The sequence below is a fragment of the Streptomyces sp. NPDC059875 genome, from assembly GCF_042731085.1.
Lineage (GTDB): Bacteria > Actinomycetota > Actinomycetes > Streptomycetales > Streptomycetaceae > Streptomyces.
On the sequence record NZ_JBHWJZ010000014.1, the window covers coordinates 1 to 26293 of the forward strand.

General features: G+C 72.0%; 25 protein-coding genes. 13 read left to right on the plus strand and 12 right to left on the minus strand.

Annotated elements, in window-relative coordinates:
• The first annotated feature begins 530 nt into the window (after positions 1-530).
• Genes ACFV9D_RS18530 through ACFV9D_RS18545 form a run of 4 tightly spaced genes read left to right on the plus strand, consistent with a single transcriptional unit; the run spans position 531 to position 4837 of the window.
• Positions 531-1394 carry a DUF6457 domain-containing protein gene (locus ACFV9D_RS18530; protein ID WP_385146765.1) on the plus strand — a complete coding sequence of 288 codons (864 nt, stop codon included), beginning with the start codon at positions 531-533 and terminating at the stop codon, positions 1392-1394.
• Positions 1391-2761, plus strand: coding sequence for a molybdopterin molybdotransferase MoeA (locus tag ACFV9D_RS18535; protein WP_385146768.1), 1371 nt, complete (start codon positions 1391-1393; stop codon positions 2759-2761). Before ACFV9D_RS18530 ends, ACFV9D_RS18535 begins: the two co-directional genes overlap by 4 nt.
• Positions 2758-3840: a potassium channel family protein gene (locus ACFV9D_RS18540; RefSeq protein ID WP_385146771.1), complete on the plus strand. Its 1083-nt coding sequence runs from the start codon at positions 2758-2760 to the stop codon at positions 3838-3840. The genes ACFV9D_RS18535 and ACFV9D_RS18540 overlap by 4 nt, the downstream gene beginning before the upstream one ends.
• Positions 3841-3850: 10 nt before the next feature.
• On the plus strand, positions 3851-4837 hold the full coding sequence (locus tag ACFV9D_RS18545; protein ID WP_385146774.1) for an NAD(P)H-quinone oxidoreductase: 987 nt from the start codon (positions 3851-3853) through the stop codon (positions 4835-4837).
• A gap of 208 nt (positions 4838-5045) precedes the next feature.
• Here the strand turns inward: ACFV9D_RS18545 and ACFV9D_RS18550 are convergent, their stop codons facing one another.
• The 5 genes from ACFV9D_RS18550 to ACFV9D_RS18570 all read right to left on the minus strand — a co-directional run bounded on the left by ACFV9D_RS18550 (position 5046) and on the right by ACFV9D_RS18570 (position 10456).
• Entirely contained in the window at positions 5046-5591 is a 546-nt protein-coding gene (locus tag ACFV9D_RS18550) for a bacterial proteasome activator family protein (RefSeq protein WP_376434368.1), read from the minus strand.
• A 111-nt stretch (positions 5592-5702) separates the two neighbouring features.
• Positions 5703-8561 (minus strand): FtsX-like permease family protein, encoded by a 2859-nt coding sequence (locus tag ACFV9D_RS18555; RefSeq protein WP_385146778.1) that lies wholly within the window; start codon positions 8559-8561, stop codon positions 5703-5705.
• Positions 8558-9292, minus strand: a complete 735-nt coding sequence (locus ACFV9D_RS18560; RefSeq protein ID WP_385146781.1) for an ABC transporter ATP-binding protein — start codon at positions 9290-9292, stop codon at positions 8558-8560. Before ACFV9D_RS18560 ends, ACFV9D_RS18555 begins: the two co-directional genes overlap by 4 nt.
• A gap of 168 nt (positions 9293-9460) precedes the next feature.
• On the minus strand, positions 9461-10138 hold the full coding sequence (locus ACFV9D_RS18565; protein ID WP_385146784.1) for a PadR family transcriptional regulator: 678 nt from the start codon (positions 10136-10138) through the stop codon (positions 9461-9463).
• Positions 10139-10243: 105 nt separating this feature from the next.
• On the minus strand, positions 10244-10456 hold the full coding sequence (locus ACFV9D_RS18570) for a hypothetical protein (protein ID WP_385146786.1): 213 nt from the start codon (positions 10454-10456) through the stop codon (positions 10244-10246).
• A 274-nt stretch (positions 10457-10730) separates the two neighbouring features.
• Here ACFV9D_RS18570 and ACFV9D_RS18575 point away from each other — a divergent pair, with 274 nt between their 5' ends.
• A complete protein-coding gene (locus ACFV9D_RS18575) occupies positions 10731-11000 on the plus strand; it encodes a hypothetical protein (protein ID WP_385146789.1) in 270 nt (89 codons plus the stop codon).
• Between the two features lie 240 nt (positions 11001-11240).
• On the opposite strand, the gene ACFV9D_RS18580 is transcribed toward ACFV9D_RS18575, so the two are convergent.
• Positions 11241-12869, minus strand: a complete 1629-nt coding sequence (locus ACFV9D_RS18580; protein ID WP_385146792.1) for a protein kinase — start codon at positions 12867-12869, stop codon at positions 11241-11243.
• Positions 12870-13152: 283 nt separating this feature from the next.
• On the opposite strand from ACFV9D_RS18580, the gene ACFV9D_RS18585 reads away from it, so the two are divergent.
• Entirely contained in the window at positions 13153-14799 is a 1647-nt protein-coding gene (locus tag ACFV9D_RS18585; RefSeq protein ID WP_385146795.1) for a protein kinase, read from the plus strand.
• A gap of 15 nt (positions 14800-14814) precedes the next feature.
• Here the strand turns inward: ACFV9D_RS18585 and ACFV9D_RS18590 are convergent, their stop codons facing one another.
• The 3 genes from ACFV9D_RS18590 to ACFV9D_RS18600 all read right to left on the minus strand — a co-directional run bounded on the left by ACFV9D_RS18590 (position 14815) and on the right by ACFV9D_RS18600 (position 17008).
• Complete coding sequence (locus ACFV9D_RS18590) at positions 14815-15831, minus strand: phosphotransferase (protein ID WP_385146798.1); 1017 nt, start codon at positions 15829-15831, stop codon at positions 14815-14817.
• 15 nt (positions 15832-15846) lie between these two features.
• Positions 15847-16263 (minus strand): pyridoxamine 5'-phosphate oxidase family protein, encoded by a 417-nt coding sequence (locus tag ACFV9D_RS18595; RefSeq protein WP_385146801.1) that lies wholly within the window; start codon positions 16261-16263, stop codon positions 15847-15849.
• Positions 16264-16348: 85 nt separating this feature from the next.
• Positions 16349-17008: a response regulator gene (locus ACFV9D_RS18600; RefSeq protein WP_385146804.1), complete on the minus strand. Its 660-nt coding sequence runs from the start codon at positions 17006-17008 to the stop codon at positions 16349-16351.
• Positions 17009-17342: 334 nt separating this feature from the next.
• Between ACFV9D_RS18600 and pdhA the strand changes: the two genes are divergently transcribed.
• The 3 genes from pdhA to ACFV9D_RS18615 are packed head-to-tail and all read left to right on the plus strand — an operon-like array spanning position 17343 to position 20900.
• Entirely contained in the window at positions 17343-18506 is a 1164-nt protein-coding gene (gene pdhA / locus ACFV9D_RS18605) for a pyruvate dehydrogenase (acetyl-transferring) E1 component subunit alpha (RefSeq protein ID WP_385146807.1), read from the plus strand.
• 2 nt (positions 18507-18508) lie between these two features.
• Positions 18509-19489 (plus strand): alpha-ketoacid dehydrogenase subunit beta, encoded by a 981-nt coding sequence (locus ACFV9D_RS18610; RefSeq protein WP_385146810.1) that lies wholly within the window; start codon positions 18509-18511, stop codon positions 19487-19489.
• A gap of 31 nt (positions 19490-19520) precedes the next feature.
• Complete coding sequence (locus tag ACFV9D_RS18615) at positions 19521-20900, plus strand: dihydrolipoamide acetyltransferase family protein (RefSeq protein ID WP_385147282.1); 1380 nt, start codon at positions 19521-19523, stop codon at positions 20898-20900.
• 81 nt (positions 20901-20981) lie between these two features.
• Here the strand turns inward: ACFV9D_RS18615 and ACFV9D_RS18620 are convergent, their stop codons facing one another.
• The gene (locus ACFV9D_RS18620; RefSeq protein WP_385146813.1) at positions 20982-21836 is read right to left on the minus strand and encodes an NAD(P)H-binding protein; all 855 of its coding nucleotides are present in this window, start codon (positions 21834-21836) and stop codon (positions 20982-20984) included.
• A gap of 111 nt (positions 21837-21947) precedes the next feature.
• Here ACFV9D_RS18620 and ACFV9D_RS18625 point away from each other — a divergent pair, with 111 nt between their 5' ends.
• Complete coding sequence (locus ACFV9D_RS18625; RefSeq protein WP_385146816.1) at positions 21948-22340, plus strand: winged helix-turn-helix transcriptional regulator; 393 nt, start codon at positions 21948-21950, stop codon at positions 22338-22340.
• 13 nt (positions 22341-22353) lie between these two features.
• On the opposite strand, the gene ACFV9D_RS18630 is transcribed toward ACFV9D_RS18625, so the two are convergent.
• Positions 22354-22602 carry a hypothetical protein gene (locus tag ACFV9D_RS18630; protein ID WP_385146819.1) on the minus strand — a complete coding sequence of 83 codons (249 nt, stop codon included), beginning with the start codon at positions 22600-22602 and terminating at the stop codon, positions 22354-22356.
• A gap of 226 nt (positions 22603-22828) precedes the next feature.
• Here ACFV9D_RS18630 and ACFV9D_RS18635 point away from each other — a divergent pair, with 226 nt between their 5' ends.
• The 3 genes from ACFV9D_RS18635 to ACFV9D_RS18645 all read left to right on the plus strand — a co-directional run bounded on the left by ACFV9D_RS18635 (position 22829) and on the right by ACFV9D_RS18645 (position 25335).
• The gene (locus ACFV9D_RS18635; RefSeq protein WP_385146821.1) at positions 22829-23272 is read left to right on the plus strand and encodes a hypothetical protein; all 444 of its coding nucleotides are present in this window, start codon (positions 22829-22831) and stop codon (positions 23270-23272) included.
• A 111-nt stretch (positions 23273-23383) separates the two neighbouring features.
• Complete coding sequence (locus tag ACFV9D_RS18640) at positions 23384-24025, plus strand: GntR family transcriptional regulator (RefSeq protein ID WP_385146824.1); 642 nt, start codon at positions 23384-23386, stop codon at positions 24023-24025.
• The gene (locus ACFV9D_RS18645; protein WP_385146827.1) at positions 24022-25335 is read left to right on the plus strand and encodes a nitrate/nitrite transporter; all 1314 of its coding nucleotides are present in this window, start codon (positions 24022-24024) and stop codon (positions 25333-25335) included. The genes ACFV9D_RS18640 and ACFV9D_RS18645 overlap by 4 nt, the downstream gene beginning before the upstream one ends.
• A gap of 39 nt (positions 25336-25374) precedes the next feature.
• Here ACFV9D_RS18645 and ACFV9D_RS18650 read toward each other — a convergent pair whose 3' ends face one another.
• A complete protein-coding gene (locus tag ACFV9D_RS18650; protein WP_385146830.1) occupies positions 25375-26202 on the minus strand; it encodes a maleylpyruvate isomerase family mycothiol-dependent enzyme in 828 nt (275 codons plus the stop codon).
• Between the last annotated feature and the right edge of the window lie 91 nt (positions 26203-26293).

Genomic DNA, 26293 nt, shown 5'->3' on the forward strand with positions numbered 1-26293 from the left:
CGCCGACCCGGCCTGACTCGGCCGGGTCGGCGGCTCCCGTGGGCGTGAACGACCGTCGATGGGTCCCAGCGGTCCCCGCCGACCGGCAACGGTTCCGGCCGTAGGTTCGCGGGCCGTGGCGTCCAGGCCCCGGACGCGGCAGCGGCCCCTGGGCGGCGGCGCCATACCGCGCGCGTGCGTGACTGCCCGGCCCCGAAGGCGGCGGGCCCGGCTGCGCTCGTGCGGTCCCCGGCAGGGCCACCTGGTCGGCGGCGCGTTCCGCGCGCGTGCGACCGCTCCGACCTGCGGGTGCGGCGGCCTTGGCCGGCAGTCGGCCGCCGCGTCGCGTCGCGTGAGTGGAGGGAGCGGGCGGGCCCAGGGGCAGACGTGCGGGATCGCGGAGGCGTCAGATGCGGGCGCGCCGACCCCCGGGCCGCCCCGGGGCGGCGCGCGCCGGCGCCGGGCCCGTTCTCGTACCCGGCTGTCTCCGTGCGTGAGACGGACGGAGATCTTCGGGGTCGTACCGGGCGGGTGCGGATCATACTGCTGGGATGACGACCGTGTATGACGCCATCGTCCTCGCCGGGGGTGCCGCGAAGCGGCTCGGCGGGGCGGACAAGCCTGGGGTACGGGTCGGGGGCCGGGCGTTGCTCGACCGGGTTCTGGCCGGGTGCCGGGGCGCCGGGCGCACCGTGGTCGTCGGCGGGCGACGGGCGACCGTACGGCCCGTGGTGTGGGCCAGGGAGGAGCCGCCCGGCGGGGGACCGCTGGCCGCCGTCGACGCCGGGGTGCGCGAGGTGGACGCCGGCACGGTGCTCGTCCTCTCCGCCGACCTGCCGTTCCTCGACGAGCGGACCGGCCGGCAGCTGCTCGACGCCCTGTCCGGGGCGCCCGACGCCGAGGCCGCGCTGCTGGTCGACCCCGGCGGCCGGGACCAGCCGCTCGTCGCCGCCTATCGCACCGAGGCGCTCCGGCGTGAGCTGGCTCTCATCGCCACCGCGCACGGCACCCTCGCCGACCTCCCGCTGCGTCTGCTCACGCGGGAGCTCCGCATCGTCCGGGTCGCCGCGGACCCCCTCGCCTCCTTCGACTGCGACACCTGGGAGGACATCGCCGCGGCCCGGGCCCGTATCAGGGAGCATGGGAACGTGCTGGACGAATGGATCACCGCAGTCAAGGACGAGCTGGGCATCGAGATCGACGTCGACACCGGCGTGCTGCTCGATCTGGCCCGGGACGCCGCCCACGGGGTCGCCCGTCCCGCCGCGCCGCTGACCACGTTCCTGGTCGGGTACGCGGCGGCGCAGGCGGCCGGTGCCGACGGCGGCCCCGAGGCGGTCGCCGAGGCCGCCCGCAAGGCTGCCGCCCTCGCCAACCGCTGGGCCGCCGAAGCGGAGCAGGGCGAAGCCGGATGACCCGGCAGGAGCGCGCGTCCGAGCCGGGGATCGGGCCGGACGCCGAGCCGGAGGCCGCGCCCGCGGTCGAGAGCGACGGTGTGGACGAGGCCCTCGCCCTCGTCGCCCCGCCGCGCGCCGCCGAGCCCCGGCGCGCCGAGCCCCACCGTGCCACCCCCTGGCCCGCCGCCCGGGCGGTCGCCGCCCGGGCCGGGGCCGCGGGCGGCGCCGCGCGCGAGCCCCGCCGTACGCCGCTCGGGCAGGCCCTCGGACAGGTCCTCGTGGAGCCGCTCAGCGCCCTCACCGATCTGCCGTCCTTCGACACCTCGGCCATGGACGGCTGGGCGGTCGCGGGCCCCGGGCCCTGGGAGATCCGTGGCGAGGGCGCGGTGCTCGCCGGCGCCGCCGCCACCACGGCACTGGAGGACGGTACGGCGGTACGGATCGCCACCGGCGCCCGCGTACCCCCCGAGACCACCGCCGTCATCCGCAGCGAGCACTCCCGCACGGACGCCGGCGGCCATCTGCACGCCCGGCGCGAGGTCGTACCCGGCCAGGACATCCGCCCCCGGGGGCAGGAGTGCCGCTCCGGCGACCGGCTGCTGCCCGCCGGGACGGCGGTGACCCCCGCCGTCCTCGGCCTCGCCGCGGCGGCCGGGTACGACGAGCTGGCGACCCTGTCCCGCCCCCGCGTGGAGGTCCTCGTCCTCGGCGACGAACTCCTGACGGCGGGACTCCCCCACGACGGACTGATCCGGGACGCCCTCGGCCCCATGCTCGGCCCCTGGCTGAACGCGCTCGGCGCCGACGTGCTCGCCACGCGACGGATCGGCGACGACGCCGAGGCCCTGCACACCGCCGTCACCGGCTCCGCGGCCGATCTGGTGATCACCACCGGGGGCACGGCCGCCGGGCCCGTCGACCACGTCCACCCCGTCCTCGCCAAGGCCGGAGCCACCCTCCTCGTCGACGGTGTGAAGGTCCGCCCCGGCCATCCCATGCTGCTCGCCCGCCTCGACGGCGGCCGGCACCTGGTCGGCCTGCCCGGCAACCCGCTCGCCGCGGTCTCCGGACTGCTCACCCTGGCCGAGCCCCTGCTCCGTGCCCTGGCGGGCGCCCCGGACTCGTCGCCGTACCACGTGCCCGTACGGGACGAGGTGCACGGCCATCCGCACGACACCCGCCTCGTCCCGGTCGTCCACCGCGGCGATCAGGTCGTCCCCCTGCACTACAACGGCCCGGCGATGCTCCGGGGGATCGCCGCGGCGGACGGGATGGCGGTGGTCCCGCCCGGAGGGGCGCGGCCCGGTGACGCCCTGGAGATCCTCGACCTCCCCTGGCCGGTGTCCCCGGCTCAGGGCGCGTCCCACGGAGCGTGTTTCACGTGAAACTTCCCAGTCGGGACGTCATGGCCCGGCACGCGGACGAGAAGACATCGCCCTCCCGGGTCCGGATGCCCCGGCGGGTCGTCGAGAAGCCCCTGCGGCAGGTGGGCAAACGGCTGTTGATGGCGCTGGGCGTGCTGGCGCTCACGACCCTCATCGTCTACGTGGACCGCGGGGGCTACCACGACAACGCCGACGAGACCCTCGACTTCCTCGACTGCGCCTACTACGCGACCGTCACCCTCTCCACCACGGGGTACGGCGACATCGTCCCGTACAGCGACTCGGCGCGGCTCATCAACATCCTGGTGATCACGCCGCTGCGCGTGCTGTTCCTGATCATCCTGGTCGGCACCACTCTCGAGGTCCTCACCGAAAGGACCCGGGAGGAGTGGCGGCTGAACCGCTGGAGGTCCACCTTGCGTGACCACACCGTCGTCGTCGGCTTCGGCACCAAGGGCCGCTCCGCGATCCAGACGCTCTGCGCGACCGGACTGCGCAAGGACCAGATCGTGATCGTCGATCCCTCCACGAAGGTGATCGAGACGGCGAACGCGGACGGGTTCGTCGGCGTGGTCGGTGATGCGACCCGTAGTGATGTGCTGCTCCGCGCAGAGGTCCAGAAGGCCCGTCAGATCGTGATCGCCACCCAGCGCGACGACACGGCCGTGCTGGTCGCGCTGACCGCCCGGCAGATGAACCGGGGCGCGAAGATCGTTGCCGCCGTGCGCGAGGAGGAGAACGCCCCGCTGCTGCGCCAGTCCGGTGCGGACGCCGTGATCACCAGCGCCAGCGCGGCCGGACGGCTGCTCGGGCTCTCGGTGCTCAGCCCCAGCGCCGGCGCGGTGATGGAGGACCTGATCCAGCAGGGTTCGGGCCTCGACCTGGTGGAGCGGCCGGTCATAAAGGCAGAGGTGGGCAAGAGCGTGCGGGAGACCGAGGACCTGGTGGTCAGCGTGTTGCGCGGGCACCGGCTGCTCGGATACGACGATCCGGCCGCCAGCCCGCTGCAGTTGACGGACCGTGTGATCACGATCGTGCGCGCGGCGCCCGTCACTCCGCTGTCCACGCCGCCCGAGTAGCCTCGCCGCCATGCATGCGATCACGATTCCGGAACCCGGTGGTCCCGAGGCCCTCGTCTGGGCCGAGGTGCCCGATCCCGTGCCCGCCGAGGGCGAGGTCCTCGTCGAGGTGGTGGCGAGCGCCGTCAACCGCGCCGACCTGCTCCAGCGACAGGGCTTCTACGACCCGCCGCCGGGCATGTCCCGGTACCCGGGCCTCGAGTGCTCGGGCCGGATCGCCGCGCTCGGCCCCGGAGTGTCCGGCTGGTCCGTCGGCGACGAGGTGTGCGCGCTGCTGGTGGGCGGTGGTTACGCGGAGAAGGTCGCCGTGCCGGTCGGCCAGCTGCTGCCGGTACCGGACGGCGTGGATCTGGTCACGGCCGCCGCGCTGCCGGAGGTGACGAGCACCGTCTGGTCGAACGTCTTCATGATCGCCCATCTGCGGCCCGGCGAGACGCTGCTGGTGCACGGGGGCGCCAGCGGCATCGGCACGATGGCGATCCAGCTGGCCAAGGCGGTCGGGGCGAGGGTCGCGGTGACCGCCGGCGGCCCCGAGAAGCTGGCGCGCTGCGCCGAGCTCGGCGCGGACATCCTGATCGACTACCACGAGCAGGACTTCGTCGAGGAGCTGCGCAAGGCCACGGACGGGGCCGGTGCCGACGTCATCCTCGACATCGTCGGAGCGAAGTATCTGGAGCGCAACGTGAAGGCCCTCGCGGTCAACGGGCGCCTGGCGATCATCGGCATGCAGGGCGGGGTGAAGGGCGAGTTGAACATCGGCGCCCTGCTCGCCAAGCGCGCCGCGATCACCGCGACGACGCTGCGCGCCCGGCCCCTTCACGAGAAGGCGGCCATCGTCGCCGCGGTGCGCGAGCATGTCTGGCCGCTGATCGGCGCGGGGACGGTACGCCCCGTGGTCGACCGTACGGTGCCGATGCCCGACGCCGCCGAGGCCCACCGGGCGCTGGACTCCGGCAGCCATGTCGGCAAGGTGCTCCTGCTGGCCCCGAAGGCCTGAACAACGGACCTGGCCCGGCGAACGGACCTGGCCCGCCATACGGACCTGGCTCGGCGCACGGAAGACCAGGCGCACGGAAGGCTCGGCACACGCAAGGCTCGGCACACGGGAGACCCGGCATACGGGAGACCCGGCATACGGGAGACCCGGCATACGGAAGGGCCCGGCACACGCTCGTGTGCCGGGCCCTTCCGTACGGAGAGGCGACCTACAGGTACGGCCCCGAGCGGATCGCGTGTCCGTGTCCCTGGTCGTCGTCATCGTCGTGGGGCGCGCCGGGCGGCAGGGCGCGGCGCATCTGCTCCAGCTGGGCGCGGGCCGCCATCTGCTGGGCGAACAGCGCCGTCTGGATGCCGTGGAAGAGGCCCTCGAGCCAGCCCACCAACTGGGCCTGTGCGATGCGCAGTTCCGCCTCGGAGGGGATCGCCTCGTCCGTGAACGGCAGGGAGAGCCGCTCCAGTTCCTCGACGAGTTCGGGCGCGAGCCCGTCCTCGAGCTCCTTCACGGAGCTGGCGTGGATGTCCTTGAGCCTGACCCGGCTGGCCTCGTCGAGAGGTGCCGCGCGTACTTCCTCCAGGAGCTGCTTGATCATGCTGCCGATCCGCATGACCTTCGCAGGCTGCTCGACCATTTCCGTCACCGGGACCTCGCGGGATTCGTCGTCACCCTGAGTGCCGCCGAGTGCCATACCGTCCTGTCCCACGATGAGGACCTGGGGGCTCTCCTGCGACCGTTCATTCCTCGGCATCTCCATGCCGCCATTCTCTCGCACACATGCCTCACCACACGGTGTGCCCCTGTACGAGGGTGATCCACCCTCGTACAGGGGCACAGGAACGCAACGAACCGGTCGGGTCGGGTCAGGTCACGTCGCGGCGCGACGGGCCAGGGCCCCGCGCGAGCGGGTCACCAGGGCGGCCAGGAGCGCGGCACCGATCGGCACGACCACCAGCAGCCCCACCAGCGTCTCCCAGGGGACGACGATCGGCACGTAGGGCGGCGAGGACATGGCGCCCCAGCCCTCGTCCAGGCTCTCCTGGTAGAAGCGCAGGCGTTCGCGCTCCTCGGTGAGCCGCAGGCCCACCGCCGGCAGCACGCCGGCCGCCGATCCCAGGATCACACCCATCGCGGCGACCACCCCGCACTGGAAGCCGCTGAGCGTGCGGCGGACCCGCGGGGGCGCTCCGACGGCGGAGAGCGTCTTGAGGTCGGCCTCGGCGTCGGCCTGGGCCAGGCCGGTCGCGATGCCTGCGGCGCCGATGGTGACCAGACCGGCGAAGACCGCCAGCGAGAGGAGCACGATGCTGCCCTTGCCGACGAAGCCCTCCTCCACGGTCAGCGCGACATCGCTGCCGATCTTGGAGATCTCGCCGTCGAGCTTCTGGCGCTGCTCGGTGGTCGGCATCGTGTCGGTGGAGAAGTACGAGCCCAGCGGCGCCGTGGTGAGGCCTGCGGCCTTGGCGGCCTCGGGGCTGAGGAGCGCCTGGACGCCGTACGACCTCACCTCTTCGGGAGCCAGGTGGGCGGGGAGGGAAACGATCTTGCCCGGTACCGGCTTGCCCTCCTGCTCGGCCTGGTTCGCCTTCGCGGTGTCGGCGATCAGCTTGATGCCGACCTTGCCGTCCTGGCCGACCAGGGCCTTGGAGAAGGAAACGATTTTGCCCTCGGCGAGCGCCTTCTCGGCGCCCGGGTCCTTGATCCCGAGGACCTTGAGGACCTTGGCGTCACCGATCAGCATCCCGCCGTCGACGTACATGCCGCCTTCGTCGTCCTGCTTGCAGCGCCAGTCCTCGGCGAGCTTGCGCCGCTGTTCCTTGGAGAACTTCGCCGCGGGGTCCTCGCCGTTGACGGAGGAGGTCCACAGCGGGCACTCGTTGGCCTTCGGGATGACGACCTCGAACCTGCCGCAGCCCGGGGTCTCCTCGTAGGGCGCGCAGCCGGGTTTTCCGACGCGCACGCGGGCGACATCCGCTCGGGTGTCGATGGGCAGGTGTCGCTGGACGGCCTCACGGACCGCCGGGACGTCCCGGCCGCCCTCCTCCTCGACGAGGGCGGCGACCGCGCCGTGCGGCAGGCTCGCCCGGTACTCGGCCCGCTGCTGCGCTTCGTCGCTCGCCGCGTACGTGGAGACGGCGACGGTACCGGCGACCGCGGCGAGCACGGCGGCCACGGCGGGTGCCGTACGGCCCCGGTTGCGCACGGCGTCCCGCAGGGCGAGGCGCGGCGACAGCGGCAGCCAGCGGCCGGTCCGGCCGAAGAGGCCCACCAGGGCCGGGGTCATGGCGACCACGCCCAGCTCGGCGAGGGCGCTGCCGCCCGCGACGATGACGAACTGGTCGGAGATCACCGATCCGTAGAGCGCGATCGCCGCGCCCAGGAGCAGGGCGGCCAGACCGATCAGCGGCAGCACGCGGCTGCTGCGGCGGACACCGCGACGGCCGGTGAGCGAGGCCAGGACGGTCTGCCGGGACGCGGTGACGGCCGGGACGATCGCGGCCAGCAGGCCGGTCAGCACGGCGAGCAGCGCGATGCCGAGCAGTTCCAGGGGGCGGACGTCGAAGCTGCCGAACCGCTGCCCGAACGCGTCCTCCAGGACCGGCTGGAGCAGGAACGTGAGGATCAGGGCGAGGACCGTGCCGGTGACCGCCGCGGCGACGCCGATGACAAGGCCGCCGCCCAGGACGATGGCCCGGATGTGGCGCCGGTCGCCGCCGTTGGCGCCGACGAGCCCCAGCTGGCGGCGCGAGCGGCGGGCTCCGACGGCGAACGCGGGCCCGGCCAGAAGGCAGATCTCCAGCATCGCGAGGCCGACGACCGTGCCGAGGGCGGCGAGTTCGGCCGCCTGGGCACCCGTGCTGGACTCGTAGTTGCCCCAGCCCTCCTGCTGGTAGAGCGGGACCTCGGAGTCGGCCGGCGGGTTCAGGAGCACCGCACGGGAGGTGACGACCACACCCTTGGTGTTGATCTGCTGCACGGTGTTCCACGTGAAACCACCGGGCGCCTTCACCAGGTGGGCGGTGGAGACTCCGCCCTTGGACATACCGGCCTTCTCGGCCACCTTGGCGTACGGAGCGAGGAACGCGCCGGGCAGGGCGTTGACCTGGTCGGCCTTCAGATCGTTGGGGAGCTCGTACGAGCCGACGATCCGGTAGGTCCGGTCGGAGCCCCGCGGGGAGAGGGTGGAGCCGATCGACAGGCCACTGCTCTCCAGGAAGTGCGTGGTCGCGGCGACCTCGTCCGCCTTCTCCGGGAAGTGTCCCTCCAGGAGGGTCATGATCCCCTTGGCCATCGGGTCGGCGGCCTTGAGTTCGCGGATCTCGGTCTGGAGCAGTCCGTGGACAGTGGTGAGTTTGGCGTTCCCGGAGCTGTCCGTGAGGACGGTGGAACCGGCCGGGAAGGTCTTGGGGACATCGGCGGTACCGCTCGGCCAGGCCTTGTCCCCGTAGTCCTTGGCCGGGTTGTGCATCTCCCCGTCCGGAGACTGGAAGATCGGGTCGCCGCCCACGGCGGCGTCGGTGAACCGGGCGTCGGCGGCGCCCATCATCCGGTCCAGTTGCTCCTCGGTGGAGAGCTCGGAGCTGCGCAGCGTCAGATCGGCGGCGCTGACACCCAGGATGGGCAGGGCGATCATGGCGAGGACCAGGAAGCTGCGGCCCTTGAAGCGCCAGGCGTCACGGCGGGCGATACGGATCGCGGCGCGCCAGGAGTGGAACCAGTTGTTCACCGCTCGGCCGCCTGGCCCGTCAGGAGCGAGTCGGCCTCGCTGCGCACGGTCTGGTCGACGACGGCGCCGTCCCGCAGGAAGACGACGCGGTCGGCCCAGGCGGCGAACCGCGGCTCATGGGTGACGAGGACGCCCGCGGCACCGGCGTCGCAGCGCGAGCGCAGCAGGGCGAGGACGGACTCCCCGGTCTCCGAGTCCAGGGCGCCGGTGGGCTCGTCGGCCAGGACGAGGCGACGGTCGCCGACGAGAGCGCGGGCTATGGCCACCCGCTGCTGCTGGCCGCCGGACATCTCGTCGGGGAAGCGGTCGGCGAGGTGACCCAGCTCCATCTCCTCCAGCGCGGCGAGGGCCTCGCCGCGCGCCTTGCGGGCGGAGGTGCCGTCCAGCTCGCGGGGCAGGGCGACGTTCTCGGCGGCCGTCAGGGCGGGGATCAGGTTGTAGTCCTGGAAGACGTAACCGATGCTGCGGCGGCGCAGGGCCGCGAGGGCCTTGCGGCCGGCGGTGGTGATGTCGGTGTTCTCGACGATCACCCGGCCGGAGGTGGGGGTGTCCAGGCCGCCCGCGATGGTGAGCAGGGTGGACTTGCCGGAGCCGGACGGGCCCATGACGGCGACGAGTTCACCGGGGAAGACGTCGAGGTCGATGCCGCGCAGGGCATGCACCTCGGTCTCGCCGGAGCCGTGGACACGGGTCAGGTTCTGCAGTTGCAGCACGGGCTGCTGTGTGGACATGGAGGGGTCCCCCTTGGACGTACGCCGACGGACGGTCGCGGGACGTGCGGTCACGCGCGGTCTCGTACGGTCACGTGCGGTCTCGTACGGAGCGGTTGAAGAGGTGATGCGGGAAGAGATGGTGAGAGGTCGTGCGGGAACAGGTCGTGCGGAATGTGGGGCCGCGGGTCAGCGCAGCGGTGCCCGGCGGGCGCCCTCGGAGGACGCGCCGGCGGACTCGGGCGACCGCGCGTCACCGGGAGCGGTGGTGGTGGCGGGGCCGGGTGCGGTGGAACCGGGTGGGGTGGCGGAGCCGGCGGTTGCCGTCGAGAGCCGGATCAGCCGGGCCTCGCAGTGGTCCAGCCAGCGGGCCTCGGCCTCGGTCTGGAAGATCAGCTGCTCCAGGACGAGGAGCCAGGCCACGTCGTCGCGTTCCCGGGACTCGCCGCTCTCGAGGGCGGCGAGTGCCTGGGCCTTGAGCCGGGTGTAGTCCTGCATCGCCTTCACGGTGTGGCGGCGCTGCGACTGGATGACGGCGCGGATGTCGACGCCGGGCGCCCCGACGGCCATGGCGAGCTTGATGGCGAGCTCGTCACGGGCCGGGCTGGTGCGGTCCACGGGCTTCTCGAACCAGCTCCTGAGCTCGTCGCGACCGCTGTCGGTGATCGCGTAGAGCGCGTGGCCGGCGTCGTCCTCGCCGCTCTGGGCGACCATGCCGTCCCGTTCGAGACGGTTGAGGGTCGTGTAGACCTGGCCGACGTTCAGGGGCCAGGTGGAGCCCGTGCGGGACTCGAACTCCGTACGGAGCTGCGAGCCGTAGCGAGGCCCGCGTTCGAGGAGGGCGAGGAGCCCGTGGCGGATCGACATACTCAGTATGTATACCGGGTATGCCGCGGCGGACAAGCGACCTGAGACGGAACCTCCGGGTCCGTCTCAAGGGGGACCCGGAGGGGTCCGCGGCAGACGGTCCCCTCAGCGGCGGCGCATCCGGACGCCGAGAAAACCGATGCCGAGCCCCACCATGGCGAGCCCGGCGCCCAGGGTGAGGACGGGAATCTGCCGGTCAGCGGCGGTGGTCGTGGCGCGGGGGCTGAGCCGGGGCGCCGCGGCGGGCGCGGACGCGGGCGGCGGCGTGGTGGCGGTGGGCTCCGTCTCGGGTACCGCTTCGAGCTCCTCCTCCGCCACCTCCTCCTCGACGGGCGGCTCTTCGGCTGTTGCCGTTTTGGTACGCGCGGGGTCCTCCCGCTCGGCGGAGGCGCTCGGTTTCGGCGGTGCGGCAGGCCGACCGGGCCGCTCGCGCCCCGCCCCGGCGGGACGCCCGGCCAGGGAGCCGGACGGGGAGGGCCCGGCGGGCTCGGAGGCAGCGGGCCGACCGGGCCGCCCGGAGGGGGTCGCGGAGGCCGAGCCGGCCGCCGCGGGAGGGCCGGAGGCCCCGGGCGGGCGGGAGGCGCCGCCGCTCGTGACGGAAGGGGCCGGACGAGCGGAAGAGGAGGAAGGGGAGGGGGAGGGCGGTCGGGACGGACGGGATGGGGACGTCGCCGACGAGGCCGGCTTGGAGGGTGCGGCCGTCGTCGACCTCGCCGCCGGCGCCGAGGCCCTGGGGTGGTCCGCCGTCGGCCCTCTCTCGGCCCCGTACGCGACCGGTACGGCACCCACCACCAGCCAGCACGCGACCACCGGGCCGAGGGCCCGCGTCCGCGTTCCGCGGAGTCCTGGAGTCACCGGGTGACCCCCTCCCGTACCGAGCCGCCGACTGTTCAACTCAGCGTCACATGTCGGGACACATCCGGCATCCCGGACAGGAGGAGGGGGTGAGAGAGCGAGCCGGAGCCCCTCGGACGGCCCGCCCGACCGACCCCCCGGACAGCCCGCCCGAACGGCGCGCCCGGGCAGCCACCGAACGGCCCGCCCGGACAGCCACCGGCCAGCCGGGGCCGGGCGCGTGAACGGCGCCCGGCGAGCCGAGCGGCTACTGCGGCGGGTTGCCCGTCGAGATGCTGAGCGTGAAGTCGGCGCCGTCCTTGTCGATGTCCTCACCGACCGGCGGGTACTGCTCGAGGACGGTGCCCTCGCCGTACGTGTTCTCGTCCACCGGCGTCTGCGTCTTGATCTTCCAGCCCGCGGCCTGGATGCACGCCTTCACCGACTGGATGTTCTTGTACGTGAAGTTCGGGACCTCGAACTTCTCCGGGTCGTCGCTCGACTCGGTCGGCTCCGTGCACTTCTTCGTCTCGATGGTCTTGGAGAGGTCCGGACCCTTGTGCCCCGGCGCGGCCGACTGGCTCTGAGTCGGGTCGCCGCCCCCGTTGTCGTTGGGGTCGTCCTTCTTGTTGAGCGAGATCGCGGTGATCACACCGCCGATCACGATCAGGGCCACGACGATCGCGCCGACCATCACCGGCGTGTTCCGCTTCGACGCGCCGGAGCCGCCGCTCGCCTGCACCGACGACTGCTGCGGCGCCATCGTGTACGGCCCGGGAGCGGGCGTCTGGTACGCCGGGACCGGGGCGGGCGTCGGGGCCTGCTGCGGGTAGCCGTAGGAGGGGGCAGGCGTCGGCGGACCGTACGGGCCCGGCTGCGGCGTCGGAGGCTGGTACGGCTGCTGCACGCCGTGCACCGGGGGCGGCGGGGTCTGGCCGACCGGCGGGAAGACCGCCGAGCCCACGCCCGAGCCGCTGCTGACCGGGCCGCCCGCCACGATCACCGGCGCGCCCGTCTGACCCGCCGACAGCACCCGCAGGCACTCGTCCTGCATCGCCGCCGCGCTCGGGAACCGCTCGTTCGGGTTCTTCTTCAGCGCGCGGGCGACGAGCGCGTCCATCGCCGGCGTCACCGAGCGGTTGATGGAGGACGGCGCGACCGGCTCCTCCTGGACGTGCGCGTACGCGATCGCGAGCGGCGAGTCGGCGTCGAACGGCAGACGGCCCGTCAGCAGCTGGAACAGCATGATGCCGACCGAATAAAGATCGGAGCGTGCGTCCACGGCGCGGCCGAGGGCCTGCTCGGGGGAGAGGTACTGCGGCGTGCCGACGACCATGCCGGTCTGCGTCATCGAGGTGACACCGGACTGCATGGCCCGCGCGATGCCGAAGTCCATGACCTTGACGATGCCGCGCTTGGTCATCATCACGTTGCCGGGCTTGATGTCCCGGTGGACCAGGCCCATTTCGTGGCTGGTCTCGAGCGCGGCCAGCACGTCGGCCGTCACCTTGAGCGCCTTGTCGGCCGGCATCGCGCCGAACTGCCGTACGTCGGAGGCCAGGACCGAGCCGAGCGGCTGCCCCTCCACGTACTCCATGACGATGTACGGCATGACGGCGCCGTCGAGGGTGTCCTCGCCGGTGTCGAAGACCGAGACGATGTTGGTGTGCGACAGCTTCGCGACGGCCTGCGCCTCGCGCCGGAACCGCTCGCGGAACGACTGCTCCCGGCCCAGTTCCGAGTGCAGGGTCTTGATGGCGACCTGCCGGTCGAGGGCGCTGTCGTACGCCAGGTAGACGGAGGCCATGCCGCCCTCGCCGAGCAGGTCGCGAAGTTGGTAACGACCGTTCGCGACCGAACCGCCCGCATAGCGGCCCTGTGCGCCGTCCTGGCTCATTCGTGCTCCCCCTACGCGCGCGTGGCGGCGCTGATCCGGAATTTCCTGGCCAAGTCTGCCCCAGGGCAGTGCCACGTCAAGCCAGGTGCCCGTTCCGTGACCCTCCGCGCAAGAAGCGTCTCGCAAGCGTTACAGGAACCGCCTGGAATTTGCACAGGCGTACGCCGTCGGGGTTGGATGGCCGGTCCATCTCGGACTGTGATGTCGGACGAAGCCTGTAGCGTGACGGCGGTACGGCACTGCACGACGGCACTGCACGGTAGACAGACGACGGCGAGGACTGATGGCACCCGAATCCGAAGCAGGCGGCGGCGGCCTGTCGGGCGCCGCCGCGGAGTCCTGGGGCATCGGCGGAGTGGTCGGTGACGGACGGTACCGGCTGACGCACCGTCTCGGGCGAGGCGGCATGGCCGAGGTCTTCGCGGCCGAGGACGTCCGGCTGGGGCGCACGGTGGCCGTGAAGCTGCTCCGCTCCGACCTCGCGGAGGACCCGGTCTCCAAGGCCCGCTTCACGCGCGAGGCGCAGTCGGTCGCGGGACTCAACCACCACGCGATCGTCGCGGTGTACGACTCCGGCGAGGACGTCGTGGGCGGCCACTCCGTGCCGTACATCGTGATGGAGCTGGTCGAGGGCCGCACCATCCGCGACCTGCTGATCAGCGCCGAGGCGCCGGGTCCCGAGCAGGCCCTGATCATCGTCTCCGGCGTGCTCGAGGCGCTCGCGTACTCGCACCAGCACGGCATCGTGCACCGGGACATCAAGCCGGCGAACGTCATCATCACGCACACCGGCGCGGTGAAGGTCATGGACTTCGGCATCGCGCGCGCCCTGCACGGCGCGCAGTCGACGATGACCCAGACCGGCATGGTCATGGGCACGCCGCAGTACCTCTCCCCCGAGCAGGCCCTCGGCAAGGCCGTGGACCACCGGTCCGACCTGTACGCCACCGGCTGTCTGCTCTACGAACTGCTCGCGCTGCGGCCCCCGTTCACCGGTGAGACACCGTTGTCAGTGGTCTACCAGCACGTCCAGGACACGCCGGTCCCGCCGTCCGAGGTCGCCCATGGGGCGCCGCCGGAGCTCGACGGTCTGGTGATGCGTTCGCTCGCGAAGGACCCGGACGACCGCTTCCAGAGCGCCGAGGAGATGCGCGGGCTGATCCAGTACGGCCTGCAGATGCTCCAGCAGGCGGGTGCTCACACCGGCACGTGGAACACCGGCCCGGTGGAGGTGCACGAGGGTGGTCACACGCCGGTCGGCGGCATGGCCGCGACGACGGCGCTGGGGCACCCGATGCACCACGAGACCGCGCAGCGCCCGATCCTGCCGCCGATGAACCCGGACGACGGCGGGGTCGGCGGGTACGACGGCGGTGGCTACGGGCAGGACGGCTACGGCGGGCAGGGCGGCGGCAAGCGCGGTCGCGGCAAGCTGCTGCTGTTCGTGGCGCTCGCGCTGATCGCGATCGTGGCGGGTGTCGTGTACGCGCTGGACAAGGCCGGTGAGAAGGGCGGCACGACGACGGACAAGCCGACGGTCACCAACTCGCCGTCCACCGTCACGGACTCGCCGACGCCGTCCGAGGAGCCGACGCAGGAGACGGAGGAGCCGGACAGCTCCACGGGCGGCGATCAGCACACGTGGGAGCCGTCGTGGACGCCGTCGACGCCGAAGACGACGCCCCCGACCACTCCGCCGACCACTCCGCCGACGGATCCGACGGACGGCGGTACGGACACCGAGGGGACCACGGAGGGCACGACCGAGGGGACCACGGAGGGCACCACCGAGGGGACCACCGAGGGCACCACGGAGGGCAACACCACCACGGGCACCTCGCAGGGCAACACCAACACGGGCACGTCGCAGGGCACGACCGTCGGTACGACGGCGGGCAGCGCCGACGGCGGGACGGGCACCACGCCCTGACCCCTCTCGCGGGGATCACCCCGTGAACGCGTCGCGTACCGCCTCGTATTCGCGCGTCCACCACACCGCCAGGGCCGACGCCGCAGGGAACTGCGGGTCGGCCCTTCGGTCGTCGAGCTGGTAGCGCCAGCGCAGTATCCAGAAGTCGTTGAGCCGCTCCCACCACACGCGGTGCACGGCGGACGCCAGTTCCGCCCCGTCCGCGCCGGCCGCCCGCCGGTAGGCGCGCGCGTACGCCCGTACCTTCTCCAGGGCCAGCTCGCCCGCCGGTCGTACGAAGAAGATGGCGGCCGCCCTGACCGCCTCCTCCGCCCGCGGCTGGACGCCCAGGCGGTCCCAGTCGACGATCGCGGCCGGCTCGGCGCCCCGGTAGAGCAGGTTCAGCGGGTGGAAGTCGCCGTGCACCCAGCCGGCCGCCGCGGCGGCCGGGGGGCGGCGGTGGGCGTGCTCGGCGAGGAGCAACCGGCGTTCGAGCAGCCGGTGTTCGGCGAGCGCGTCGAAGCCCGTGCGGGGGCGTCCCGCGCGGGCGAGGCGGAGCAGCTCGTCGATGAGCCGGAAGGTGTCCTCGGGGCGGGCGCTCTCGTGCTCCGCACCGGGCGGCGGGGATTCCATGACCTGCTCCAGGCAGGTGTGGACGTGCCCGAGGAGCGCGCCCAGGCGCCTCGATCCGCCGGCGGAGAGCTGGGCGCCGTCGCGGTGGCGGCCGTCGACCCAGGGGTGCAGGGCGTAGCAGCGGCCGCCGATGACGGCGACCGTGCGGCCGGCGGCGTCGGCGAGCGGCGGGGCGACGGGCAGGCCGAGGGCGTGCAGGCGCTGGGTGGCGCGGTGCTGGCGGCTGATGGTGTCCCGGTCGGCGGTCGGGGCGTCGAGGTGCTGCTTGAGGAAGTAGGCGCCGCGGGTGGTGGCGAGGCGGTAGCCGCGGTTGAGGAGGCCCTGGGTGACGGGTTCGCAGGAGAGCGGCTCACCGGCCTCCCGGTAGCGGCGCAGCAGGGCGCCGACGGGCGGAGCGAGCGTTTCAGATGAGCGCGGCACTCCCCAGATGTTAGATCACGCTACGTGGTGGAGATGTCGCTCCGTGGTGTAGTCCAACTGGTGCACGGTCACGAACTGGGGCTCGATGCGCATGTAGATCGGCTCGAAGGGCTCGCCGTCCACGACCTGGGGGCTGGGGCCGAAGGCCGCCAGCTGCTCCTCGGTCGGCTCGACGACCTCCGCCGTGCCGGTGAACTGCACGGACCAGAGGTTCTCGGCGCCGGAGTTGAAGTTGTCCGCGCCGTAGGCGACCACGCTGCCCGCGCAGGCCCGGTGGTAGCCGAGGCCCCGGTGCATCCGGAGCAGGACGCCGCCGTCGTCCACGATGTGCCGGGCGGGTGCGACGAACGGCATCGCGCGCATGCTCGTCGCCACCCGGCCGTACGCCACGCGGTTCAGCAGCTCGATGGCGCGGATCTCCTCGGTGGACATGGCTTCCACTCTCCGCCACCGGCGCCGTGCCGGAACAGGGGCCCCTGCCCCGCTCGGACCGGGACGTAGGTCCCGAATCGGGGCGTCAGTGCCGCTCGGCCTGCGTCCGGGCCACGTACGCCGCGGCCTGCGAGCGCCGCTCCATGCCCAGCTTCGACAGCAGGCTGGAGACGTAGTTCTTGATGGTCTTCTCGGCCAGGTGGAGCCGCTCGCCGATGGCGCGGTTGGTCAGGCCCTCGCCGATCAGGTCCAGGATCTTGCGCTCCTGCTCCGTCAGGTTCGCGAGCTTGTCGTCACCCTTGGGGTTGTTTCCGTCGCGGAGCCGCTCCAGGACGCGGGCGGTCGCGACGGGGTCGAGCAGCGACTTGCCGGCGGCCACGTCCCGTACCGCCGACAGCAGCTCGTTGCCCCGGATGGCCTTGAGGACGTAACCGGAGGCCCCGGCCATGATCGCGTCGAAGAGCGCCTCGTCGTCGGCGTACGAGGTGAGCATCAGGCACTTGATGTCCTCGTTCTGCGAACGGACCTCGCGGCAGACCTCGACACCGCTGCCGTCCGGCAGCCGAACGTCGAGCACGGCCACGTCGGGGCGGGTCGCCGGGATCCTGACCAGCGCGTCCGCGGCCGTACCGGCCTCGCCGACCACCTCGATGTCGTCCTCCACGGAGAGCAGCTCGTGGACGCCGCGCCGGACGACTTCGTGGTCGTCCAGCAGAAATACCCGGATTTTTCCATCTTCGCGCACGGGGTCAGTCTCACATATTGGCTCTTCCCGTGCCTGGGGGTGGCGGGATACCGTGCCCGTGTTCCGGCGGCCTCATGGCCGTTGCACCGCGCTGACCAGCTGTGTTCCCGCATTTCTCGATTTACTTGGAAATCCAAGCAAAATCGCAGGTCAAATGGGGTTTCGCAGGAATGCGGCGCACTGGGTAACGTGCCTATGACAGGGCGCTCGCCGGGGCACCTGTCACGCCCGACCCCGGCCGAGTCGCACCCACCCCGTGCGCGGGCACGGATAAGGCGAGCCGCACTGGCCTACCCGGCAACCCCGGGGGCCGGACCGACGGAGGAGCACGCACGTGACCGTGGAGAGCACTGCCGCGCGCAAGACGACGCGACGCAGCAGCGGCACCAAGCGCACCGCTAGCGCGAGCGTCAAGAAGGGCCAGGGCTCCGAGCCCGAGCTCGTTCAGCTGCTGACGCCTGAAGGGGAGCGCGTTCAGCACCCCGAGTACGACATCGACCTGAGCGCCGACGAGCTGCGCGGCCTCTACCGGGACATGGTCCTCACCCGCCGCTTCGACGCCGAGGCCACCTCCCTGCAGCGTCAGGGCGAGCTGGGTCTGTGGGCGTCGCTGCTCGGCCAGGAAGCCGCCCAGATCGGCTCCGGCCGCGCGCTGCGCGACGACGACTACGTCTTCCCGACCTACCGCGAGCACGGTGTCGCCTGGTGCCGGGGTGTCGACCCGGCCAACCTGCTGGGCATGTTCCGTGGTGTGAACCACGGTGGCTGGGACCCCAACAGCAATAATTTCCACCTGTACACGATCGTCATCGGCTCGCAGACCCTGCACGCCACCGGCTACGCCATGGGCGTCGCCAAGGACGGCGCGGACTCGGCCGTGATCGCGTACTTCGGCGACGGCGCCTCCAGCCAGGGTGACGTGGCCGAGTCCTTCACCTTCTCCGCGGTCTACAACGCCCCGGTCGTCTTCTTCTGCCAGAACAACCAGTGGGCGATCTCCGAGCCCACCGAGAAGCAGACCCGCGTGCCGCTCTACCAGCGTGCGCAGGGCTTCGGCTTCCCCGGCGTCCGCGTCGACGGCAACGACGTCCTCGCGTGCCTGGCCGTGACCCGGTCCGCGCTCGAGCGCGCCCGCCGCGGCGAGGGCCCGACGCTGGTCGAGGCGTTCACCTACCGCATGGGCGCCCACACCACCTCCGACGACCCGACCAAGTACCGCGCCGACGAGGAGCGCGAGGCCTGGGAGGCGAAGGACCCGATCCTGCGGCTCAAGGCGTACCTGGAGCGGGAGGGGCACGCCGACGCGGCCTTCTTCGAGGAGCTCGAGGCGGAGAGCGAGACGCTCGGCAAGCGCGTCCGCGAGGCCGTCCGCTCCATGCCCGACCCGGACCACATGGCGATCTTCGAGAATGTCTACGCCGACGGGCACGCGCTCGTCGACGAGGAGCGCGCGCAGTTCGCCGCCTACCAGGCGTCCTTCGCCGAGGAGGGCAACTAACCATGGCCGTACAGAAGCTTCCCCTGGCCAAGGCGCTCAACGAGTCGCTCCGCAAGGCCCTCGAGTCCGACCCCAAGGTCCTCATCATGGGCGAGGACGTCGGCAAGCTCGGCGGTGTCTTCCGCGTCACCGACGGGCTGCAGAAGGACTTCGGCGAGGACCGGGTCATCGACACCCCGCTCGCCGAGTCCGGCATCGTCGGCACCGCGATCGGTCTGGCCCTGCGCGGCTACCGGCCCGTCGTGGAGATCCAGTTCGACGGTTTCGTCTTCCCCGCGTACGACCAGATCGTCACCCAGCTCGCGAAGATGCACGCCCGCGCGCTCGGCAAGATCAAGCTGCCGGTCGTCATCCGTATCCCCTACGGCGGCGGCATCGGCGCGGTCGAGCACCACTCCGAGTCCCCCGAGGCGCTCTTCGCGCACGTCGCGGGCCTCAAGGTGGTCTCGCCGTCCACCTCATCCGACGCGTACTGGATGCTCCAGCAGGCCATCCAGAGCGACGACCCGGTCATCTTCTTCGAGCCCAAGCGCCGCTACTGGGACAAGAGCGAGGTCGACACCGAGGCCATCCCGGGCGAGCTGCACAAGGCTCGGGTGGCGCGCGAGGGCAGCGACCTCACGCTCGCCGCGTACGGCCCGATGGTGAAGGTCTGCCTGGAGGCCGCCGCGGCCGCCCAGGAGGAGGGCAAGTCGGTGGAGGTCCTGGACCTGCGCTCGATGTCCCCGATCGACTTCGACACCATCCAGACCTCGGTCGAGAAGACCCGCCGCCTGGTCGTGGTCCACGAGGCCCCGGTCTTCTACGGCTCCGGCGCGGAGATCGCCGCCCGGATCACCGAGCGCTGCTTCTACCACCTGGAAGCCCCCGTCCTGCGGGTCGGCGGCTACCACGCGCCGTATCCGCCGGCGCGCCTGGAGGAGGAGTACCTGCCGGGCCTGGACCGCGTGCTCGACGCCGTCGACCGCTCGCTGGCGTACTGAGGAGAGCATCGTGACGATCCGCGAATTCAAGATGCCCGACGTGGGCGAGGGCCTCACCGAGGCCGAGATCCTCAAGTGGTACGTCCAGCCCGGTGACACGGTCGCCGACGGGCAGGTCGTCTGCGAGGTCGAGACGGCGAAGGCGGCCGTCGAGCTGCCGAGCCCCTTCGACGGGGTGGTCCACGAACTGCTCTTCCCCGAGGGGACGACGGTCGACGTCGGCCAGGTGATCATCTCGGTGAACGTGGGCGGGGACGCTCCGGCGGAGGCTCCGGCCGCGCCCGCCGCCGCTCCGGCGGCCGCACCGGCACCCGAGGCCGAGGAGCCCGAGCCGCAGGGCCGCCAGCCGGTCCTCGTCGGCTACGGCGTGGCCGCGACCTCCACCAAGCGCCGTCCGCGCAAGGGGGCCACGGCGGTCTCCGCCGCGGTGCCCGAGCAGGCCGCCGCCGCGATCCAGGGCGAGCTCAACGGGCACGGCGGTGTCGCCACCGCCGCCCGCCCGCTGGCCAAGCCGCCGGTGCGCAAGCTGGCGAAGGACCTCGGGGTCGACCTCGCGTCGGTCACCCCGACCGGCCCGGACGGGATCATCACCCGCGAGGACGTCCACCGCGCGGCCGCTCCGGCGCCCGCCCCGGTGGTCGAGGCCCCGGCGCCGGTCGTCGAGGCCCCGGCTCCCGCCGCCGTCCCGGCCGCCGCCGTGTCGGCGGACGCCCGGGAGACCCGTGTCCCCATCAAGGGCGTACGGAAGGCCACGGCGGCGGCGATGGTCGGCTCGGCCTTCACCGCGCCGCACGTCACCGAGTTCGTCACCTTCGACATCACGCGCACGATGAAGCTGGTCGAGGAGCTCAAGTCCGACAAGGACATGGCGGGCCTGCGGGTCAACCCGCTCCTCCTCATCGCCAAGGCCGTCCTGGTCGCCGCCAAGCGCAACCCGGACATCAACGCGGCCTGGGACGAGGCGAACCAGGAGATCGTGCTCAAGCACTACGTCAACCTGGGCATCGCCGCGGCCACCCCGCGCGGTCTGATCGTGCCGAACATCAAGGACGCGCACGCCCAGACCCTTCCGGAGCTGTCGCGCTCCCTGAGCGAGCTGGTCGCCACCGCCCGCGAGGGCAAGACGACCCCGGCGGCGATGCAGGGCGGCACGTTCACCATCACCAACGTCGGCGTCTTCGGCGTCGACACCGGTACGCCCATCCTCAACCCGGGCGAGTCCGCGATCCTCGCGGTCGGCGCGATCAAGCTCCAGCCCTGGGTTCACAAGGGCAAGGTGAAGCCGCGTCAGGTGACCACGCTGGCCCTGTCGTTCGACCACCGTCTGGTCGACGGAGAGCTCGGCTCCAAGTTCCTGGCGGATGTCGCCGCGATCCTGGAGCAGCCGAAGCGCCTCATCACCTGGTCGTAACGGCCGGGTCGAGTTCGCCTGTTTCACGTGAAACGCCCGACCGGGCTCCTCCGGCCGGGCGTTTCTGCTCCCCCGTGGGTCCTACCGGAACGCGGCGACGTACCGCCTCGCCCAGTCGGCGAAGGGACGCGGCGCCCGGCCGAGGACCTGCTCGACGTGGGGGCTGACGAGCTGCTCGGCGGGGCGGGGCTCGCCGAGGATGGTCAGCGTCGTCTCGACCACGGGCTCGGGCATGAACGCCAGCATCTGCGCCCGGGCCTCGTCGCGGGTCTGCTCCACGAACCGGACGGGCTCGCCGAGGGCGTCGGCGATCGCCGCGGCCCGGTCCCGGGGCGTGGAGAGGGCGGGGCCGGTCAGCTCGTAGATCCGCCCGTCGTGGCCGGCCCGGCCGTCCTCCCGCAGCGCCACGGCGCCGACCTCGGCGATGTCGTCCGGGTCGATGACCGGCAGACCGGTGTCGGCGAACGGCGCGGCGATCTCCCGTCGGGTGCGGACCGACTCGACCCAGGCGAAGGCGTTGGAGGCGAAGCCGCCGGGCCGCAGGATCGTCCACGCCATGCCCGACTCCCGTACGGCGTCCTCGATGGCGCGTCCGGTGTCGCCGTGGGAGGCCGACTCCGGGCGGGTCGCGACACCCTGGGAGGACAGCAGGACGACCCGGCGGATGCCGCCGGCCTTTGCGGCGTCGAGGATGTCGTGCGGGTCCAGCAGATGCGCGCTGGGGCCGCCGCTCTGCAGGAACAGCGCGTCGGCGCCCCCGAACACGGGTCGCAGGCTCTCCGCCTCGATCAGATCCGACCGCACGTGCCGGACGCCCGGCGGCACATCCGTGTCCGAGATCCCCCGGGACGTCGCGGTCACCTGCTCACCGGCCGCCGCGAGCATCTGTACGAGCGATCGGCCGACGTTACCCGTCGCCCCCGTCACTACGAGCATGGACAACTCCCCTGTCAGATCTTCTGGTTGACGTCGGGGACGCTAACAGCCTCGATATAGTGGGTACCTAGAGGAAAGTGACTATCGCTCAGGATCCCAGGGGGCACGAGCATGGCGGCCGAGACGACATGGGCGGCATCCGCCGCGACCGATCCGGAACTCGCCTGTCCGGTCGCGCCGGTGGTGGACATCGTGTTCAGCCGATGGACCACGCCGATCCTGTGGAGCCTCCACGCCCGTGGCCGACAACGGTTCGTGGAGCTGGAGCGGTCCATCGGCAGGATCACGCCGAAGGTGCTGACCCAGCGGCTGCGGCAGCTGGAGCGGGACGGCCTGGTGATCCGTACGTACCACCCGGAGGTGCCGCCCCGGGTCGAGTACGAGATCAGCGACCTCGGCCGCAGCCTCGCCCCGCTCTTCGCGCACCTCGCCGAATGGGCCACCGACAACCTGGAGAAGGTCGACGAGGCCCGCCAGGCCTACGACGCCGATCCCGCCCACTGACGCGGGCCAAGGGTCACGTGAAGCGCCCGGTCGGCGAGGGGCCGGGGACCTTGCGCAGGCCGGCCGCGCGTCGGGGAACGGCCCGGAGGCCGAGTGCGAAGCCGAGCGCGAAGCGGCTCGTGCAGCCGTACTCCTGCATCAGCTGACGCACCCGTCGTTGGACTGTGCGTTTGCTCAGGGCAAGCGTGCGCGAAATGCGCTCGTCGCTCCACCCCCGTACCAGTAACGCGACGATGTACTGATTGTCCGCGGTGTCGTGCACGCCTCGTCTCCTCCTGCTTCCGCAGCCCCCGGGTCTTGGCGATTGCGGCCACGGTAACCGCTTCCATGTGCCATCTGCACCGGTTTCCTCGGCCACCTGTCCGAATCCGACGTGACTGGCGGGAAGACGACAGATTGCCCCCGGATTGCTCCTTGGGGCCGCGAGTTCGCCGTTAGCGTTCGGAATCGCAAGGAAGTTCCACCCATCGTTCTATGGAGGAAATACCTTGAAGCTTCGATTCGCGGCAGCGGCCACCGTGGCGGGACTCGCCGGGGTCATCGGGCTTTCGGCTCCCGCCCAGGCCGCCGACGCCGACGTCCAGGTGGCGCAGCCTTCCGCGGTCTCCGCGCTCGCCGACTACACGCTCTGCGCGACCATCTACACCAACGGCACGGCCGCCGGTAAGGGCTGCTTCTCCTCGTACGGGGACAAGTTCACGCTGGACGACTACAAGGCCGACGGCCTGCGGGTCGTCGTCGAGTGGTACACCGACTACGGGCGCAGCGGTGAGTGTCACTGGACCGGGGGCGCCGACGGCGGCCAGGGCGTGTGCAACTACGACATGCGCGAGGACGGTCGCGTCAACTTCCGTGTGGCGGTGCGCAACGGAAGCACCGCCGCCAACACGGCGGCGACCAGCTGGTCCGGCTACGTGCCGATCGGCGGCTGAGTCTTCCTGGCCGCTTCCTGATCCCTTCCTGACGCCTTCCTGGCCCCGCAGGCCCGTCCGCATCGCGGACGGGCCTGCGTGTTGCACCCCTCTTGTATCTATGCTGTGCGCATGGCATCCGCACCCCCAGCAGCCGATCGCGTCTACATGCACGTCAAGCAGGCCGTCCTCGAGCGCCGGTACGAGGGGGGCACGCTGCTCACCGAGGGAGAACTCGCCCAGGCCGTGGGGGTCTCCCGCACCCCGGTGCGGGAAGCGCTGCTCAAGCTGGAGATGGAGGGGCTGCTCAAGCTCTATCCCAAGAAGGGCGCCCTGGTCCTCGCCGTCTCCGCGCAGGAGATCGCCGATGTCGTCGAGACCCGGCTGCTCGTCGAGGAGTTCGCCGTCCGCCGCGCCGTGCCTGCGCCGGCCGCGCTGATCGAACGGCTCGAGGAGCTCCTGGAGGAGCAGAAGCGGCGGGCCGAGGCAGGGGACCTCGCCGAGGTCGCCGTCACCGACCGCTGCTTCCATGCCGAGATCGTCAAGCACGCCGGCAACCAGATCCTCGCCCGCCTCTACGACCAGCTGCGCGACCGTCAGCTGCGGATGGGCGTGGCCGTGATGCAGTCCCAGCCCGACCGCATCACCAAGAACATCACCGAGCACGCCGAGATCCTGGAGCGGATCCGCGCGGGTGACGTGGAGGGCGCGGCGCACTGCGTCCGACAGCACCTGAGCTGGGTCAAGGTCCTGGTCCGGGGTGAGGCACGGTGAGCGGACGGGGCCTCGGATCGGCCGTCACCCTGCCCGGTGACCCTCCCGGCGGCCGCCGCGCCGCCCTCGTCTGGGGCGTCGGCGTCGCCGTCTACTTCGTCGCCGTCATCTTCCGTACGTCGCTGGGTGTCGCCGGACTCGACGCCGCCGACCGCTTCGACGTCAACGCCTCGGCGCTGTCCACCTTCTCCATCCTCCAGCTCCTCGTCTACGCCGGGATGCAGATACCCGTCGGTCTCATGGTCGACCGGCTCGGCACCAAGAAGGTGCTGACCCTCGGCGTCGTGCTCTTCACCGTCGGACAGCTGGGCTTCGCGCTCTCCCCCTCGTACGGCATGGCGCTCGCCTCCCGCGCGCTGCTCGGCTGCGGCGACGCCATGACCTTCATCAGCGTGCTGCGGCTCGGCAGCCGCTGGTTCCCCGCCCGGCGCGGCCCGCTCATCGGCCAGGTCGCCGCCCTGTTCGGCATGGCGGGCAACCTCGTCTCCACCATCGTCATCGCCCGCGCCCTGCACGGCATGGGCTGGACGGCGACGTTCGTGGGCAGCTCGATCGCCGGCGTCGTCGTCCTCGTCCTGCTGCTGCTCTTCCTCAAGGACCACCCCGAGGGCCACGAGCCGCCGCCCGCCACGCACGCCGGCCCCGCGTTCGTCCGGCGCCAGATCGCCGAGTCCTGGCGGGAGCCCGGCACCCGGCTCGGCATGTGGGTGCACTTCACCACCCAGTTCCCCGCCATGGTGTTCCTGCTGCTGTGGGGCCTGCCGTTCCTGGTCGAGGACCAGGGACTGTCCCGGGGAGCCGCCGGCGAGCTGCTGACGCTCGTGGTGCTCTCCAACATGGTGGTGGGGCTCGCGTACGGGCAGATCATCGCCCGGCACCATGCGGCCAGGGCCCCGCTCGCCCTCGGTACGGTCGCGGCGACCGCGCTGCTGTGGGGCGCCACCCTCGCGTACCCCGGCGACCGGGCCCCGATGTGGCTGCTGATCACCCTCTGCGCGGTCCTCGGCGCCTGCGGGCCCGCCTCGATGATCGGCTTCGACTTCGCCCGCCCCGCCAACCCGCCGGAGCGTCAGGGAACGGCCTCGGGAATCGTCAACATGGGTGGTTTCGTCGCCTCGATGACGACCCTGCTCGCGGTCGGCGTCCTCCTCGACGCGACCGGCGACAACTACCGGATCGCCTTCTCCTCCGTCTTCGTCCTGGAGGCGCTCGGCATCGTCCAGATCCTGCGCCTGAAGGCCCGTACGGCCCGCAGGGAGAAGGAACGCCTCGTCGCCAGCCGCGTCGAGGCCGTGCACGTCCCTGCCTAGCGCACAGCCGACGGGGCCGGCGGGACGCCCGGCGCCGGGCTAGCGGGGCGTCACCGCGAAGTTGTCCAGGATCGCCTGCGCCAGGTCGAGGTCGCCCTCGGTCTTGATCCGGTCGGCCACCTCGGCCGGCCGGACCCGGCCGCAGGCCAGCCGGACGTACGTCTCCCAGTCCAGCGCAAGCGTCGCCAGGGGACCCAGCGAGGGCGCCCCGTCGACCGTTCCGTGGCCCTCCGCGTCCACGCGTACCGTCCGCAGGAACTCGACCGGCCCGTGCACGTCGAAGACGACCGCCGAACTCGTCGGCGCGCCCGCGTCCTTGGCGACCACCTTCGGCAGCGCCTCGAGGAGGACGTCACGGGTGACGTGGGCGGCGGGGGAGTCCAGGTTGCCCGGCTTGCCGAGCGTGGCGCGCAGGTCCTGCTCGTGCACCCAGACGTCGAAGGCGCGCAGTCGGTAGGCCACTTCGAGCGTCTGCTCGGCGCCGAGCGGGGCGCGGATCAGATGGTCCGGCTGCCGGTTCTCGTTGCGCAGCTGGCGTGCGCGGCGGATCAGGACGTACTCCAGCTCCGAGGTCATCTCCGGGCCGGTGTGGTGCCGCCGCACATCGACCTGCATCTCCATGTAGCGGGCGAACTCACTGCGTACGTGGTAGAGGTCACGGGGCAACGAGTGGATGGGGCGCGGGTCGCCGAGCATCTCGCACTCCATGCCGATCACATGGGACACGATGTCGCGCACCGACCAGCCCGGGCACGGTGTGGCGCGGTTCCATTCGCCTTCCACGAGCGGCTGAACCAGCTCGGATATCGCTTCGATGGAGTGGGTCCAGGCGTCGGCGTAGGTCTGAAGGCTGGGATGGACGGTCACGGGACCCCTCGGCGGTTCTGCGGTGCGCGGGCTGAAAACAAGACTGCGTGGGAGGCTCGGACGCTAAGTTACGCTGCCCGAAGGCACCCCG